Raw genomic sequence first — 15650 nt, 5'->3', positions numbered from 1 at the left:
CCAGCCTCACTTCTCCAGCACATCAGCTACGAACTGGTCGAGCAAGCGGACACCATAGCCCGTCGCCCCTTTGTCCCAAGTGCCGCCGGGCTTATCCGCCCACACCATGCCGGCAATGTCCAGATGCGCCCATTTCACCCCATTTTCGACATAGCGCTGAAGGAACTGCGCGGCTGTGATCGAGCCGGCTCCGCGTGGGCCCACATTTTTCATGTCGGCAATCGGGCTGTCGATCAGCTTGTTATATGCCTCTGAAAGAGGGAACCGCCAGAGTGGGTCGCCTGCCGCCTTGCCGGCAGCCAAAAGCTGTTCGGCAAGGCCGTCGTCGTTGGAAAACAGCCCGCCATTTTCGCTTCCCAAAGAAATGATCATGGCCCCGGTCAAGGTGGCCAGATCCAGCATTATCTCTGGCGAATAGGTCTTCTGCGCCCAGTGCATGGCGTCGCAGAGCACCAAGCGGCCTTCCGCATCCGTATTGATGACCTCAATCGTTTGGCCCGACATGGACTTCACGACGTCACCGGGTCGTTGAGCATTGCCGCCCGGCATGTTTTCCACCAGGCCGCAAACGCCAACTACATGCGCCTTTGCTTTGCGCCCGGCCAGCGCCTTCATGACACCGGCTACAGCCGCTGCGCCGCCCATGTCCCACTTCATATCTTCCATTCCGGCAGCAGGCTTTATGGAAATGCCGCCGGTATCGAACGTAACGCCTTTACCGACAAACACCGCCGGTTTTTGCTGAGCGCCGCCGGTGCCATCCCAACGCAAGGCCAGCAGGCGGGGCTTGCGAACCGAGCCTTGCGCCACGCCCAGCAGCGCACCCATGCCAAGCTCCGCCATCTGCTTCTCGTCGAGCACCGTGATTTCGATCCCCAGCGCCTTTAATGGCTGGCAACGCTCGACGAAGCTTTCAGGATAAAGGACGTTGGCAGGCTCGGTGACAAGCTCACGCGCGAACATCACGCCTTCGGCAACAGCGGACAGTCGCTTCCACGCATCGCCGACGCCGTCGGCGTCGCTCACCAGCGTAACCTCCTTCAACGTCCGCTTCTGCTTGTCCGATAAGCGGGTGCGATATGTGTCCATCCGCCAGCCGCGAAGTGTCAGGCCGGTGGCGGCGCGGGTGACCGCCTCAGCATCTGCGCTGCCGTCGAATTCCACCGACAGCGATGTCGCGCCAGAGGTAAGGAGTTTAGCCACGAGCGCACCGCCCGCTTTCTCATAATCCTGCGCGCCCCCACTGCCCAGACCCACCAGCAGGACCCGCACAATCTTTCCGCCTTCTTCGGCAAATGTTTCAAAAATCGCAGCCGCCTCGCCATTGAAGCGAGCGGCAGTAGCCCCATCAACTACCAGCCGGGACGCGGCGAGGGGCAATTGCGTCAGCCCATCCTTGCGAACCGCAAAGGCGATAGTGTCGGCATTTGCCGGCCGGGCTGGGCTGATCGTAACTTGCATGGGCTGTCCTTGGAATCTGTTGGCCTGAAATCGGATAAAAGACACATAGGCAGCAATGTCCCACAGGCAAAGCGGTTTGAGGAAATATTGCCCGCGCACTTCAAACCCCTGCATCACCTTCCCACTTCCCAAGGGAAAAGATGGTGTGGCGCATTCATGTCGAGTTCGGCATCCAAATGAGACCGGGGTTATCGCTTTCATGAACTCGCGTCCCTTGACTTCGTCGGAACAAGCCTTGGCGGCGTCAATCTTTGGGGATGCCATCGATTATAGCAGGGTGCTTATACACAATCGCAAATGGTTCTGGTTCCAGCCCCGCCGGGTCACCATGGCGCCGGACGGTCATTTGTGGTTTCATCCAAAGGGTAAGCTGTTCTGTGCGGATTTCTGCACGACCTCCGTGCAGCGGCAAGGCCTGTTCATCCACGAGATGACGCATGTGTGGCAGCATCAAAAGGGCATCAACCTTGTCCTTCGACGTCATCCCTTCTGCCGCTACGACTATAGTCTGAAGCCGGGCTGGACCTTGCAACGCTACGGGATTGAACAGCAGGCAGAGATCGTTAGGCATATCTTTCTGCTGCGCAATGGCGTGCAAGTTCCGGGCGCTCCTCCCTTGTCGCATTATGCCGGTATTTTACCGTTTTAAAGCGGCTCGGGATGACGATCGCGCCATTTTCCTTATTGTTTTATTATGCTAAGATTGCGTATTAAAATAATAACAAAGAGGAATAAATGGTTACGCCTCTGAAACCTCTCATGCATTATGGGCTCTCCGCCGACAGGGGTTTTCTATCCGCCTTTGAAGCCGACGAGGTGCCGCTTCCATCCCTCCTGGCCCCAGTGGTGGCGACCGCCGAACGTCTTTCCGGCCTGCTCACCACCGGCCGGATCAGGCACTGGCTCGACCCGCTTCCTCTTCTGGATCTTCGGCAATTTGTGGCCGAAGCCGACGAGGCGCAGGTCCGGGTCGCGATGGTCCGCTATTCCTTCTTGGTTCAGGCCTATGTCTGGGGTGAGAGGGACCCTCCGACTGCACTCCCCGCCAATCTGGCGGCGCCGATCGTCACATTGGCGGACGCGCTGGGCCAGCACCCACTGCTCCCCTATTCCGCTTATGTCCTCGACAACTGGAGCCGCATCGACAAGCACGGGCCCATCGCGCTCGACAATATTCGCATGGTGCAGAATTTCCTGGGCGGCCAGGACGAGAATTGGTTCGTCCTCGTTCATGTCGCCATAGAGGGGCAAGCTGGCCGCGCCCTGGAGCTGAGCGTGGAGCTGATGGAGGCGTCCACAGCCGCAGAAGCGGGGCGCGTGATTGAACTGCTCATCGAAATGAACGGCATATGGGAACGGATGAACGCGCTGTTCGACCGCATGCCGGAGCGGTGCGATCCCTATATCTATTTCCAGCGGGTACGACCCTATATCCACGGATGGAAGAACAACCCGGTGCTCGGGGCCGGACTGATTTACGAAGGCGTAGGTCGCTATCGGGACGAGGCCCAGGCCTTTTGCGGGCAGACCGGCTCCCAAAGCTCCATCGTACCGGCGATGGATGCGCTGTTCGGCGTCACTCATCAGAATGACGCCCTCCGTGAGTTCCTGAAAGAACTCCACACCTATCGCCCGCCGCTCCATCGCCGCTTCATCGAAGATGTCGCGCTGGCCAGTACCTTGCGCGCTTTCTGCGTGGCGGAGGGAAGCGCGGAGATCAGGGCAGCCTTCAATGCCTGTGTCGAACAGGTCGCCCGCTTCCGTACCCGGCACCTGGAATATGCGGCGAACTATATCAACAAGCAGGCTGCGGCGGGGGCGGGAAACGACACCGACATCGGCACCGGCGGCACGCCCTTCATGCGCTATCTGAAAAAGCACCGGGATGAAAACCGGACGCAGACGATATAGGCCATGGGCTTAAGAAACAGTCGGCCAAAAAATAGTCGGCCAAAGAAATGGTCGGGGAGAGAGGATTCGAACCTCCGGCCCCTGCCTCCCGAAGACAGTGCTCTACCAGGCTGAGCTACTCCCCGACCGGGCCGGAATCAGCGATGAACCGGCAAGGCAGGCGGCGGTCTATATAAGCGGGTTTCCATGGTTGCAAGCGGAGAGATGGGCATCGTCAAGCATTGCTCGCGACCGTTTCGGACATCACATGAGACCCGCCGCGCGAAAGCTGAAGCAGGACTGTTGCGCCACGATAATGTGATCCAGAAGTTCGAGGCCCAAGGTCGCAGCCGTTCGGCAAAGCAGCCTGGTGACCACAATGTCGGCCGGACTTGGACTAGGATCGCCGGAAGGATGATTGTGCATCAGTATGAACCGGCGGTGCCCATGCACCAAGGCTTCGCGCACGATAGAGCGGGCTGGCAGCAAAACCATATCTTTGAGGAAATCGGTGTTGCAATGAACTTGCGCGATCTTTCCGTCCGCATCGACATATAAGACGAGAAGATATTCCAATGGCGAAATTGCCGGGAAAATCGCTTCAGCTTGTGGCTGACGATCAACCCGGATCTCCGGCGGAGCCGTTAAATGAGCGAAGGATGTTTGCTCAGTCATCCAAAAGCAATGGCTAATGCAAGCTTTAAAGACCAACTCATCTTTGTCGGAAGTGACGCCGATTTGGATGAAAATGGTTCATGCGAGCGTTCAGCTCGCGTCACTGATGGACCGGGCGGCTTCCTTCGGTTAAGCCTTTCGAACACATTGAATGAGGATCAGCATCAGTGGCCGACGTCCCCCATTATGAGCAGCAATATCTGGATCTGATGCGGCAGGTGTGGACAAGCGGCGCCGAAAAGGGCGACCGGACCGGGGTCGGCACGCGATCCGTTTTTGGCGCGACGATGCGCTTTAGCTTGGCTGCCGGCGCCATCCCGTTACTGACCACGAAGCGGATATATTGGAAAACGGCGGCGCGGGAGGTGCTATGGTTTTTGACTGGAAACACCAATATTCGCCCGCTGGTCGAGCAGGGGGTGCATATCTGGACCGATTGGCCGCTCGACAAATACCGTAAAGCGACGGGCGAAGAGATTGGCTTGGCCGAGTTCGAGCGACGGGTCATAGAGGACGAGAAGTTCGCCGACGATTGGGGTGATCTTGGGCCGGTTTATGGAGCGCAGTGGGTTAACTGGCCGCGTTATGAGCCGTTGCCTGACGGCCTGTACCGACGCGCCTCGCAGGGGCATAATCAGATTGCCGAGTTGGTGGAGGGGATCAGGAACAGCCCCGGCTCGCGGCGATTGCTGTTTACCGGCTGGAATGTGGATGAGCTCGACCAGATGGCGTTGCCGCCCTGCCATATGACATATCAATTCCATGTTGCGGACGGAAAGCTTTCGGGCTTGCTGTTTCAGAGGAGTTGCGACCTGGCCTTGGGGGTTCCATTCAACATCTTTTCTGCGGCGTTGATCGTCCGGATGCTGGCGCAGCAGTGCGAGTTGGAGCCGGGTGAGCTGGTCTGGAATGGCGGAGACGTACACCTATACCTTAACCATGCTGAGTTGGTGGAGGCGCAGTTGCAGCGGACGCCGTCTGGCGCGCCGACGCTGCACTTAATCCGTCGTCCCCCGACCATGTTCGATTACCGAATCGAGGACTTTGAAGTGCGAGACTACGCGCCGCAGGGACATATTGCGGCGCCGGTGGCGGTTTGAAATTTATCTTCCCTGCTCATGAAGCTTGCCCATCGCAGCCGATGGTAATATAATAACAACATAAGGTAATAATATTCCGCCTTCGACTCATTGAGGCGGAGTGAGGATGGAGCAGGAATGGCTCAGCATCGGGACAAACGGAACTTGCCGCCGCTCAGTCTTCATGTGCCCGAGCCCCATTTTCGACCTGGGGATGAGGTCGACTTCAGCGACATAGGGATTCCTCAGGTGGACGCGACGCGCAGGCCCGACGAGGCTGCGGCGCCGGCGGACATGAGAGACCTGGCCTATGGGCTGGTGCGCGTACTCGACGAAGAGCATCGCGCCACCGGCCCCTGGGATCCCAGATTGGATGGCGACACATTACTGAAGATGTTGCGCGCCATGGCACTGACCCGCGCGTTCGATGAGCGGATGTTCCGGGCGCAGCGGCAGGGCAAGACCAGCTTCTATATGAAATGCACTGGTGAGGAGGCTGTTTCCATCGCGGCTGCGTTCGCACTTCATCGGGACGATATGTGTTTCCCCAGCTACCGGCAGCAGGGGCTGCTGATCGCGCGGGATTGGCCATTGGTCGACATGATGAACCAAATTTATTCCAATCGGGCGGACCGGCTGCAGGGGAAGCAGTTGCCGATCATGTATTCCAGTAAGGAAGCGAGTTTCTTTTCGATTTCCGGCAATCTGGCGACGCAATGTCCGCAAGCCGTTGGCTGGGCAATGGCAAGCGCGGCAAAGGGCGACACGCGCATAGCCGCGGTGTGGTGCGGGGAAGGCTCGACGGCGGAGGGCGATTTCCATTCAGCCTGCACCTTCGCCAGCGTTTATCGCGCTCCGGTAATATTGAATGTCGTTAATAATCAATGGGCTATATCCTCTTTTTCAGGCTTTGCTGGAGCGGAGGCAACCACCTTTGCAGCGCGAGCCGTGGGCTATGGCATTGCCGGTCTGCGCGTGGATGGTAATGATCCACTGGCGGTCTATGCGGCAACGAAATGGGCGACGGACCGGGCGCGGGCAAATATCGGGCCGACGCTGATCGAGCATTTCACCTATCGCGCCGAAGGACACAGCACCTCGGACGATCCGTCCCAATATCGTTCGGTTATGGAAAGCAGCAAATGGCCGCTAGGCGACCCCATTGCGCGATTGAAGCGGCATCTTATCGGCCTTGGCCTGTGGGACAAGGAGCGGCATGCCGCCATGGATCTGGAGGTGGCGGAATATGTCAAAAGTTGCGCAAAAGAGGCTGAAAAGAACGGAATACTTGGGCACGGCCTGCACCAACCGCTAGAGACGCTGTTCGAGGGTGTTTATGAAGAAATGCCCTGGCACCTGCGCGAACAGCGGGAACAAATGTTCCAGGAAGCGAAAGCGGCCAGGCTGTGAACCAGGTGGCGATACAGAGCCGTCAGATGACTATGGTGCAGGCCATCAACGATGCCCTGGATGTGATGATGGGCCGTAACGCCGACGTCGTCGTTATGGGCGAGGATGTCGGCTTTTTTGGCGGCGTTTTCCGCGCCACTGCCGGGTTGCAAAAAAAATATGGCAAGACGCGCGTGTTTGATACGCCGATTACCGAATGTGGCATTGTTGGCGTGGCGGTCGGTATGGGCGTCTATGGCTTGCGCCCGGTCGCGGAAATTCAATTCGCTGACTATATCTATCCAGCGCTGGACCAATTGGTATCGGAGGCCGCACGGCTGCGCTATCGTTCAGCGGGTGAGTTCACCGCCCCCATTACCGTTCGCAGCCCCTTTGGCGGCGGGATTTTCGGCGGTCAGACGCATAGCCAGAGCCCGGAAGGGATTTTCACTCATGTTTCGGGCATCAAGACCGTCATCCCTTCGACCCCGCATGACGCCAAGGGTCTGCTGATCGCGGCCATAGAAGATAATGACCCGGTCATCTTCTTCGAACCCAAGCGCATCTATAACGGCCCGTTTGACGGCCATTATGACCGCCCTGCACGGAACTGGGCGGGGCATCCGGACGCAGAGGTGCCGGAGGGATATTATCGTATCGACCTTGGCAAGGCTCGTATCGTGCGGGAAGGGGAGGCGTTGACCATCCTGTGTTACGGAACGATGGTTCATGTGGTAGCCAACACCGTGGCAGAGTTGGGCGTTGATGCGGAAATCATCGACTTGCGTACACTCGTTCCATTGGACATCGACGCTGTCGAAGCCTCCGTCAAAAAGACCGGGCGATGCATGATCGTTCATGAAGCAACGCGGACGAGCGGCTTTGGAGCGGAACTGTCGGCGGTGGTGCAAGAGCGGTGTTTCTATCACCTGGAAGCACCGATAGAGCGCGTGACTGGGTTTGACACGCCTTACCCTCATTCATTGGAATGGGCATATTTTCCAGGGCCGATCCGCATTGGCGAATCGATTAAAAAAATCCTGAAGGATTAAACCCTTATGGCGCGTTTTATATTCAATCTCCCCGATATTGGCGAAGGTATTGCCGAGGCGGAAATCGTGGGATGGCGCGTGGCTGTGGGTGATGCGGTGGTCGAGGATCAGCCGGTTGCCGATTTGATGACTGACAAGGCCACGGTCGAGATGGAATCTCCCGTGAACGGCCGCGTCATCGCACTGGGCGGCAATGTCGGAGACCAACTGGCCATTGGTTCAATGCTGGTGGAAATCGAGATAGAGCAGGGGGAGGAATCTAAGGCGGAGGCTTCTGAATTTCAGGCAGATGAGGAAACTCAACTCCCATCGTCGAACGAGAATGGAGAGACAGAGCGAGAAAAGGATGGGGAGAATTTAGGCAGGAACAGCGGGAAAATTCTTGCCTCTCCCGCTGTCCGGGCGCGGGCCAAAGCCCTGGGCATCGATCTGGCGCTGATCCATCCGCAGGGCGAACGGATACGCCATGCCGATCTCGACGCTTATCTGCTTTATAACAATGGGAAAGGCTATCGGGCGCCGGGAGCTTCAGGGACCCGCCCGGACGAGGAGATCAAGATTGCCGGTCTTCGTCGCAAAATTGCGGAAAATATGGCGGCGTCCAAAAGGCATATTCCACATTTCACCTATGTCGAGGAAATCGACGTCACCGCCCTAGAGAATATGCGCGAGGACCTTAATAGCGGACGGAGCGAGAGGCCGAAGCTGACGCTGCTTCCCTTCCTGATCGTGGCGCTATGCAAGGCCGTGCCGGATTTTCCGATGGTAAACGCTACCTATGACGACGAAGCGGGCGTAGTGACAAGACATGGCGCCGTCCATCTAGGCATGGCGACGCAGACGTCGAGCGGCCTCATGGTGCCAGTTATCCGGAACGCGCAGAATCTGAGCATCTGGCAGCTAGCCATTGATATTTCGAAACTTTCGGCATCCGCCAGGAGCGGAAAACTTTCTCGTGAGGCGCTCTCCGGCTCGACGTTGACCCTAACTTCATTAGGTCCCCTGGGCGGCGTTGTTTCGACTCCGGTGATCAACCGGCCCGAAGTCGCCATCGTCGGCGTCAACCGGATCGTGGAGCGCCCGGTGATCCGCGACGGCGAAATCGTAGCGGCAAAACTGATGAATCTTTCCACCAGCTGCGATCATCGTGTGGTGGATGGCTGGGATGCCGCCAGTTTCATTCAGCGGGTAAAGCAATTGCTGGAAACGCCAGTTTTGCTGTTCGCGGAATGATAGCGAGCTAAATCCAGCCTCGACTTTGCGGGCTCCCTTATTCTAAGTGGCGTCGACCCTATTTCACCACTCCTACAAGGCTCGCACATTGAAACACGCACTTCCGGTCACGCGCGCGCAGGATTTCGCCGCCTGGTATCAAGCCGTCATCAGCGAGGCAGATCTTGCTGAAGAATCCGGCGTGCGGGGGTGCATGGTCATCCGGCCATGGGGCTATGGGATCTGGGAACGGATCCAGAAGCTACTCGACGCGGAGATAAAGCGGACGGGCCACGAAAATTGCTACTTCCCGCTGTTCATTCCACTCTCCTATTTTGCGAAGGAAGCAGAGCATGTCGATGGTTTTGCAAAGGAAATGGCCGTCGTCACGCACCACCGGCTGAAGGCTGAGGGCGGGTCATTGGTGCCCGATCCGGATTCGAAGCTGGAGGAGCCGCTGGTGGTCCGGCCGACTTCCGAAATGATTATTGGCGCTGCTTTTTCCCGCTGGATTCAAAGCTGGCGGGACCTGCCGATCCTGACCAATCAGTGGGCTAATGTGGTCAGGTGGGAGATGCGTACCCGCATGTTCCTGCGGACGGCTGAATTCCTTTGGCAGGAAGGGCATACGGCTCATGCTTCAGCCGAAGAGGCGCGCGAGGAAACGCTCCGCATGCTTGAGGTGTATCGCAGTCTTGCCGAAAACTGCTTGGCCTTACCGGTGATCGCTGGGGAAAAGCCGGAAAATGAACGCTTTCCGGGTGCCGTCGCGACATACTCCATTGAAGCGATGATGCAGGATGGCAAAGCGCTTCAGGCCGGCACCAGCCATTTTCTGGGCACGAACTTCGCTGTTGCTCAGAATATTCGTTTTCAGAACAGCCAGGGTGAGCAGGAGCTCGCCAACACCACCAGCTGGGGTGTTACAACGCGGCTGATCGGCGGGGTGGTGATGGTGCATGGCGACGATGACGGGCTGCGCGTCCCGCCGGTGATTGCGCCTCACCAGGTCATCGTTGTGCCGATGCTGCGCGATCAGCCGGAAGATGAAGAGATTCTGGCTTATTGCAAACAGATTGTCAGCGCGCTGTCACAACTAAGCGTCTTTGGCGAGCCAGTACGGGCGCTGCTGGACAAGAAGGCGATCAAAGCAGCGAACAAGCGTTGGAGCTGGGTGAAAAAAGGCGCACCAGTCATCATTGAGGTGGGTGGTCGAGATCTGGCAGCGGGCAATGTGTCGGTGCTGCGGCGCGATCGGCTTTATAATGAGGCCGGAAAGCTCGACAGCGCGATCGTCGTGAAGGAAAAATTTATTGGCGGTGCAGCGGTCATGCTGGAGGAAATTCAGCAGTCGCTTCATGACCAAGCGCAAGCTTTTCTTCAGGCTAATATCAATCGTGACATCACTGACATCGCGGGGCTTACCTCTTATTTTGAGGCTGATTCGAAATGCGGTTGGGCCGAGGTGCAATGGAGCAAGCCGACCGGCGCGGCGCTCGATCAGGTGGTGGAGACGCTGAAGGGCATGAAATTGACCTTGCGCAATGTGCCCCTGGATGCGGCGGCGGCGGATGGTGCTTGCCTGTTTACGGGCAAACCAGCCGTGGAACGGGTGCTGGTGGGGCGCGCTTATTGAGCTTTGCCTGTGCCTCGACCCGAACGAAGGCGTCAAATCGATCGACGACCGACCAAATTAGCCTTCCATTTCCTCTAACTCCCAACCTCGGGTTTCGTGGATCATGGCGCGTACGAAGAAAGGGAGCAAGTGCGCTCAGGGCATAGAAGCCATAGGTTATGGGCAGGCCGACGCCCTCAAGAGGGGCTGGTCGATAGCGCGGCCTGTCGGCAAGCCGCCTGAACAGAGGCTTCAAATTATATCGACGCAATCCCGGCGCTTGCCCGTAATCCCAGCCAATTCCGCACACCAGGTATCCGCCGGAATACCAACCATTCAAAGGCGGTGAGAAGGAGCAGGGACAGCGCGAGCAAAGGCAGGAGCGCCGCCAGCAGTGCAAGCAGGGCGGCAAGCCCTCCCATGCGGACTGGCATTGCCGGTAACGGCGGAGCGCCCAGTACACCCTTCGGTCTGCGCCGCCACCACATGACGAATCCACTGACCGACAACGTCATCAAGGCAAGTGCAGTCAGCACGCCGACGGCCTGGTTCGCCCAGCCGAAAAGCTGCCCCTCGTGCCAGGCGACGCCATAGCCGACCACGCGGTCAATCACATGTTTGCCGGAGAAGGTGTCGCGCGACAATTCGGCCCCGGTTATCCTATCATAGGCAATCGATATCCGGAGCGGTCGGTTCTGCGTATCGGACTTAACCGTCCAGCCCATCGCCGTGGGATCATCAATACGCTGTTGCGCGTCTGGCGGCGTTACTGTCACCGGGAAAGCAAGATGCTCTTCCCCGGCTTTGGCAACGATCTCGCTCAGTGAAACCAGCGTCGCGTCATGGTCCTGAGCGGACATATCCATGGCCATCATGGCGGAATGGTCATGCTCGCTGTGCATCGCATGTTCGCCTGCGTCCACTATGCGGCCGCCGATGGTCCAGTCCTGCTGGCTCTTGACCCAACCCATTTCGGCCCGCACAGCCTTGAAGGCGCTGCCCCATACATCCGTCCAGGGAAGACCGGTGACGAGCAATATCAGCGCGAAGCCCGCGATCCAAAAACCGGTGACGGCATGCAGATCGCGCCAGAAAACGCGATTGCGTCGCCGGAGACGCGGCCAGACCACTCCTGCAGGCCCCCTGCCGCGTGGCCACCAGAGATAAAGCCCAGTGAGGATCATGACGATAGCCCAGCTCGCGGCCAGTTCCACAAGCCAGCTCCCTCGCGGCCCGAGCAGAAGCTGGCCGTGGATGCGGTGGTCCACCGCCATTATCCGCTTTTCCGGATCGAGGCTGCCCAGCACCTTGCCCTGCGGCGAGACGAAGACGTCGCGCATCGCCCCCCGATCATTTGGACCATCTGGCAGGCCAAGGTGAATCATTGCGGCATCGCCGTTCCGTTCAGGCAGGCGGTAGCTTTGAAAACGCGCGCCAGGGAAGGCAGCCAGCGCCGCTTTCAATTGCACGTCAGGGCTGGCGGCGCGTTCGATCAGAAGATTGCGATATGCGCGTTCCTCCCAACGCTCTACCTGCGGTTTGAACAGGTAGATTGCGCCGGTGATCGAAAGGATCAGAACGAAAGGAATGACAAACAGCCCGGCATAGAAATGCCAGCGCCAGATCGTGCCGTAAAGCGCGGTACGTTCCATAATTACAACCTCCATCCGGCTTCGACGAGGAAGGTGCGCTGCGGATAGGGGTGAAATACCCAGGCGCGGTCGTTGGTGATGTTGTCGACACCTGCCGACAGGCGGAAATGATCCGTCATATCCCAGTTCAGCCGGGCGTCGAGCGCGAACAGCTCGGAGGTGAAACCGAAGCCGTCGCCACGCTGCAGGCCGAAAAGGTCGGTATTGGGCCGGCTCGCATAGCGCATTCCAAGCGATCCCTGCAAATGGTCGGCGATAGCATATCTGAGATTCGCGTTGAAGCGCCATTTGGGAATGCGTGGGAACTGCGCGCCCTCAGCGGTGGGAGCGGCATCATTCCTCAGCGTCTTTGCATTGATATATGCCGCGTTGGCATCAATGTTCATGCCGGGGAGCGGCCAGTCGTGCGTTTCGGCGATCATTTCCAAGCCATATTGGCGCGTGCAATCGATGTTCTTGAAATTGTTGGTGAGCACCCCATTCAGGTTGAAGCCGGTAAAGGAGAAGATTGTATTCTTCACCTGTTGGTAAAAGGCGGAACCAGTGAGTTTCAGCCTACCGAAATGATGCGCAATGAGCAGATTTGCATCCTTGCTTCTTTCCGGTCTGAGGTTGGGATCGAAGCTGCCGGCATTGAAACTGCCGTCGCCGTTGAGACTGCCCTGGAAAAGTTCTCCGACTGTTGGGAACCGGGTTGCCATCGCAAGGCTCAGCTGCAGTTGCGTGGCATCGTCCAGGAGATACTCAAAAGACAGGCTCGGACTGACGGCATCCTGCTCGCGCGAGGCATAGCGAAGATTCGCCTGCTGCCCAATAAGGCCGCCATCAAATGCCCGCCAATTATCATAGCGGACGCCCATCGAAATCGTAAGCGGATCGAGCAGCCAGCGTGCCTCGGCCCAGCCGGAAAGCTGGCGGCTCTTGCCGAAGGTGCGGCTGGAGAACGTTCTGCCGGTATCGCTAGCCCAATCCCCGAGCGAATAGCGGAACTGGTCGGTCTCATAGTGATTCACCGTGAAGCCGAAAGCCAATTCGCGAGCGGCGGTCTTGTTTTCGATTGTGAGGTCGCCCGACCACCAGCCGGTCGGTCCCTGCGCGGCAAGCACGCCCGGACCATGATCGCGACCCGCCGCATAGCCATCGGATGTGAAACCATCTGAACGGACGATCTGGTAGGTGGAAACCGAAAGTCGCGCAGTCGTGTTGTCATTAAACGGCGCGGCAAGATTCAAGCCGGTCAGAAATTCGTCACGCAGCGTCTTTGAAAAATTGGCTCCTGAAGCGGTATAGGTCTGGCTGCCAACGCTCACGCGGCCATCGCAGACCACATTGCCAGAAGCATCGCGCAGATAGCAGTCGGGACGCGTCTGGCTGTCCTCATTGTGCCAGAAGGCGAAGAGGAACTGTCCAGTGATGTTGCCGTCGTCATAGCGGACCTTGAGCTTGGCCTGGTTTTGGGTGATCCGCGCCGGCGATTGAGCTGCAAAGATCGGGTTTGTAGCTGTCCCCGGTGCATTGGGAATGCCAGTGCCCGCTGCCGTTGCCCGGGCCTGCTCAGGATCGACAATGGAGCCAGTCACGGCCATTCCTGCGGCGCCGGTGACGGGTGTGAGCCCGTAAAAGCTCATTGGATGGCCATCATTACGGAAAAAGCGTCCGGTCAGGCGCACTGAGAAGGGGCGGTCCTTTTGTTTCCAGCCAAGGCCAGCTTCACCCGAGAAGCCGTAATAATCGTCCCGCGTGCTGAACTGGTCATAGGGTTGGACGAAACCCTGAACTGCCGTAAAAACTTCGGTGTGCTTGGGGTCGCGCGTGATGATGTTGATAATGCCGCCCATCGAATTGCCCGCATAGCGCGATGAATAGGGGCCATAGACGATGTCGAACTGCTCGACCTCACCGGGACCGACCACGCCCCATTTGGGAGCGAAGCCGAAGCTGTTGCCGAGGAAGTTTGAGACGACGAAGCCGTCCACCATCACCAGCGTTCGGGCGCTCTGGGTCGAATGCGTGCCCCGAAATCCCGGCACGCCATTGCTGTCCCCGGAGTAGCGCTTCCGGACGAAGAAATTGGGCGCATATTTCATCAGGTCTTCGGTGTTGACGGCGTTGACTGCCTCCATCTGCTCCTGGCCAAGGCTGACCGCAAGGCCGCGTGGCGCAATTTCGATCGGCTTGTCCTTCTGGCCCACGACCAGGATGCTGCCACCATCCATCTCCGCGGATTCGGCATGGGCAGCAACAGGAACAGCAATAACAGCAATAAGGGCAAGCGTGGACACGCTGCCAGCCACCGAATTGAAACGCATGGGGATAAACACCTTGGCAAAGGCATACGCCTTGCCGGCGTCGCCACTGATCATAAGGCGCACCTAAGAGCCGGGCGCGCCGCGAATGAGATCAGAGGCTGGTTGGCGGTCCTGTTGATGGTGGCGGCGGTGCCGCAAGGCCGCGTCCGATGGTTACGCTGGCGATGGGAAGCACGAAAAGCGTGACGATCGCTAAGGGCGGAACGACTAGAGTGCCGTCGAGTGCTGGCAAGTCCAGCGCGGCACTGAAGCCGGAAAAGACGCACGGTTGATCGGACTGGGCGTCGGCAGGTTTTTCCTTGTGAACCCGGCCTTCATCATCGACCCATGCCGAAATCGCCCCCATGCCGGTACAGAGCGTAATGGCATAGCCGCTCCCGGCAGCGGCAGGCATCCAGCCTGCAGGAACCGCGATCCGCAGAAGGAGCGCGAACGCGACAAGGCTCAGCGCAATATTGGCGCGCAACGGGCTTGCTCTGAGTCGGTCCCCCTTCATGCGCGCCCAACTAGCCGCTTAATGATAGGCTGTCGACGGGTGATCCTAATCGTACGGCGTCCCAATGATCGTATGGTGTAGAGAGAACGTGGCTCCCCAGGGTCGTCGAAGATGCGAACTACGAGTTCTCGATTTCGCTACTCCGGACTACGCCAATACTGCCCAAAATCCTATAACGACCTTGCCAGATAGCCTACCTGTCAACACGGCACCTCATCTTACGTGGCCGACGGAGCAATCGACCAGACCTCTGGCGACCTTGGCCCGAGGCAGCGAAATGATCAAGGGCCCCACTAGGGTGAGGACCCATTGATATGAGCGTCGCGACCTGATTCAGGCTCTTTGAGGAGACTGTGGATGAGCCACCTGTACTGGCTGACGGAGGAGCATATGGCGCGTCTGTGACCGTACTTTCCCAAGGGCCATGGCAAACCAAGGGTTGATGAACGACGGGTGCTGAGCGGCATCGTTTTCGTCAATCGCACCGGGCTGCGTGGGCGTGATGCCCCGAGGGTCACCTACACCCGTAACTTCTCGATCATCAGCCTTTACGACCAGAAGCGCCTGCTCGCCGAATTGGGCGTCACCCAGGCTTTCTAAGCGGATGACGGTAGGAAACGGGGCGACATATATGGCGAACCACCTCGAAAGCTCAGCGGACGAATCGCCCGCGGCGCCACGTGGTCGGCCGGAGCTTCGATATGGGGAGGAAGGTTTGGACAACCATGACCGACCTGAGACATAGGTGACGTTTTGTACCGGACACATGGGTAACACCTCCCCCATGCAATTGCATGGGGGAGGTGTTGGATGCCGTGGA

12 protein-coding genes, 1 tRNA gene and 1 pseudogene are annotated in these 15650 nt (G+C 58.4%); 8 read left to right on the top strand and 6 right to left on the bottom strand.

Features of this window, described 5'->3' with window-relative positions:
- Positions 1-6: 6 nt before the first annotated feature.
- On the bottom strand, positions 7-1461 hold the full coding sequence (locus HNQ99_RS10810; RefSeq protein WP_184475673.1) for a leucyl aminopeptidase: 1455 nt from the start codon (positions 1459-1461) through the stop codon (positions 7-9).
- A 199-nt stretch (positions 1462-1660) separates the two neighbouring features.
- Between HNQ99_RS10810 and HNQ99_RS10805 the strand changes: the two genes are divergently transcribed.
- A complete protein-coding gene (locus HNQ99_RS10805) occupies positions 1661-2110 on the top strand; it encodes a vgr related protein (RefSeq protein WP_184475672.1) in 450 nt (149 codons plus the stop codon).
- A gap of 86 nt (positions 2111-2196) precedes the next feature.
- A complete protein-coding gene (locus tag HNQ99_RS10800) occupies positions 2197-3372 on the top strand; it encodes a PrnB family protein (protein ID WP_184475671.1) in 1176 nt (391 codons plus the stop codon).
- Positions 3373-3420: 48 nt separating this feature from the next.
- On the opposite strand, the gene HNQ99_RS10795 is transcribed toward HNQ99_RS10800, so the two are convergent.
- Positions 3421-3497 (bottom strand) — tRNA-Pro (locus tag HNQ99_RS10795).
- 118 nt (positions 3498-3615) lie between these two features.
- On the bottom strand, positions 3616-4026 hold the full coding sequence (locus HNQ99_RS10790; protein ID WP_184475670.1) for a JAB domain-containing protein: 411 nt from the start codon (positions 4024-4026) through the stop codon (positions 3616-3618).
- Between the two features lie 167 nt (positions 4027-4193).
- On the opposite strand from HNQ99_RS10790, the gene thyA reads away from it, so the two are divergent.
- The 5 genes from thyA (at position 4194) to HNQ99_RS10765 (ending at position 10394) form a co-directional block, all read left to right on the top strand.
- The gene (thyA, locus tag HNQ99_RS10785) at positions 4194-5126 is read left to right on the top strand and encodes a thymidylate synthase (RefSeq protein WP_184475669.1); all 933 of its coding nucleotides are present in this window, start codon (positions 4194-4196) and stop codon (positions 5124-5126) included.
- A gap of 117 nt (positions 5127-5243) precedes the next feature.
- On the top strand, positions 5244-6515 hold the full coding sequence (locus HNQ99_RS10780) for a 3-methyl-2-oxobutanoate dehydrogenase (2-methylpropanoyl-transferring) subunit alpha (RefSeq protein ID WP_184475668.1): 1272 nt from the start codon (positions 5244-5246) through the stop codon (positions 6513-6515).
- A gap of 26 nt (positions 6516-6541) precedes the next feature.
- Positions 6542-7546, top strand: a complete 1005-nt coding sequence (locus HNQ99_RS10775; protein WP_184475667.1) for an alpha-ketoacid dehydrogenase subunit beta — start codon at positions 6542-6544, stop codon at positions 7544-7546.
- A gap of 6 nt (positions 7547-7552) precedes the next feature.
- Entirely contained in the window at positions 7553-8779 is a 1227-nt protein-coding gene (locus HNQ99_RS10770) for a dihydrolipoamide acetyltransferase family protein (protein WP_184475666.1), read from the top strand.
- 88 nt (positions 8780-8867) lie between these two features.
- Complete coding sequence (locus HNQ99_RS10765) at positions 8868-10394, top strand: aminoacyl--tRNA ligase-related protein (protein ID WP_184475665.1); 1527 nt, start codon at positions 8868-8870, stop codon at positions 10392-10394.
- A 236-nt stretch (positions 10395-10630) separates the two neighbouring features.
- Here the strand turns inward: HNQ99_RS10765 and HNQ99_RS10760 are convergent, their stop codons facing one another.
- From HNQ99_RS10760 to HNQ99_RS10750, 3 genes are read right to left on the bottom strand one after another with little or no spacing between them, the layout of a single operon-like run.
- On the bottom strand, positions 10631-12025 hold the full coding sequence (locus HNQ99_RS10760; RefSeq protein WP_184475664.1) for a PepSY-associated TM helix domain-containing protein: 1395 nt from the start codon (positions 12023-12025) through the stop codon (positions 10631-10633).
- A gap of 2 nt (positions 12026-12027) precedes the next feature.
- On the bottom strand, positions 12028-14388 hold the full coding sequence (locus HNQ99_RS10755; protein ID WP_322790360.1) for a TonB-dependent receptor: 2361 nt from the start codon (positions 14386-14388) through the stop codon (positions 12028-12030).
- Positions 14389-14425: 37 nt separating this feature from the next.
- Positions 14426-14800, bottom strand: a complete 375-nt coding sequence (locus tag HNQ99_RS10750) for a hypothetical protein (RefSeq protein ID WP_246414908.1) — start codon at positions 14798-14800, stop codon at positions 14426-14428.
- A gap of 387 nt (positions 14801-15187) precedes the next feature.
- Between HNQ99_RS10750 and HNQ99_RS10745 the strand changes: the two are divergent.
- Positions 15188-15343, top strand: a pseudogene (locus tag HNQ99_RS10745) (IS5/IS1182 family transposase); the annotation flags it as partial.
- Positions 15344-15650 lie beyond the last annotated feature (307 nt).

The organism is Rhizorhapis suberifaciens (assembly GCF_014200045.1).
Taxonomy (GTDB): Bacteria; Pseudomonadota; Alphaproteobacteria; order Sphingomonadales; family Sphingomonadaceae; genus Rhizorhapis; species Rhizorhapis suberifaciens.
This window is presented reverse-complemented; position numbering and strand designations above follow the sequence as displayed.

Coding starts and splice junctions, on each gene's coding strand:
- HNQ99_RS10760 (WP_184475664.1), bottom strand. CDS start 12,025: ATGGAACGTACCGCGCTTTACGGCACGATCTGGCGCTGGCATTTCTAT.
- HNQ99_RS10755 (WP_322790360.1), bottom strand. CDS start 14,388: ATGATCAGTGGCGACGCCGGCAAGGCGTATGCCTTTGCCAAGGTGTTT.
- HNQ99_RS10775 (WP_184475667.1), top strand. CDS start 6,542: ATGACTATGGTGCAGGCCATCAACGATGCCCTGGATGTGATGATGGGC.
- HNQ99_RS10770 (WP_184475666.1), top strand. CDS start 7,553: ATGGCGCGTTTTATATTCAATCTCCCCGATATTGGCGAAGGTATTGCC.
- HNQ99_RS10790 (WP_184475670.1), bottom strand. CDS start 4,026: ATGACTGAGCAAACATCCTTCGCTCATTTAACGGCTCCGCCGGAGATC.
- HNQ99_RS10780 (WP_184475668.1), top strand. CDS start 5,244: ATGGCTCAGCATCGGGACAAACGGAACTTGCCGCCGCTCAGTCTTCAT.
- HNQ99_RS10800 (WP_184475671.1), top strand. CDS start 2,197: ATGGTTACGCCTCTGAAACCTCTCATGCATTATGGGCTCTCCGCCGAC.
- HNQ99_RS10810 (WP_184475673.1), bottom strand. CDS start 1,461: ATGCAAGTTACGATCAGCCCAGCCCGGCCGGCAAATGCCGACACTATC.
- HNQ99_RS10805 (WP_184475672.1), top strand. CDS start 1,661: ATGAACTCGCGTCCCTTGACTTCGTCGGAACAAGCCTTGGCGGCGTCA.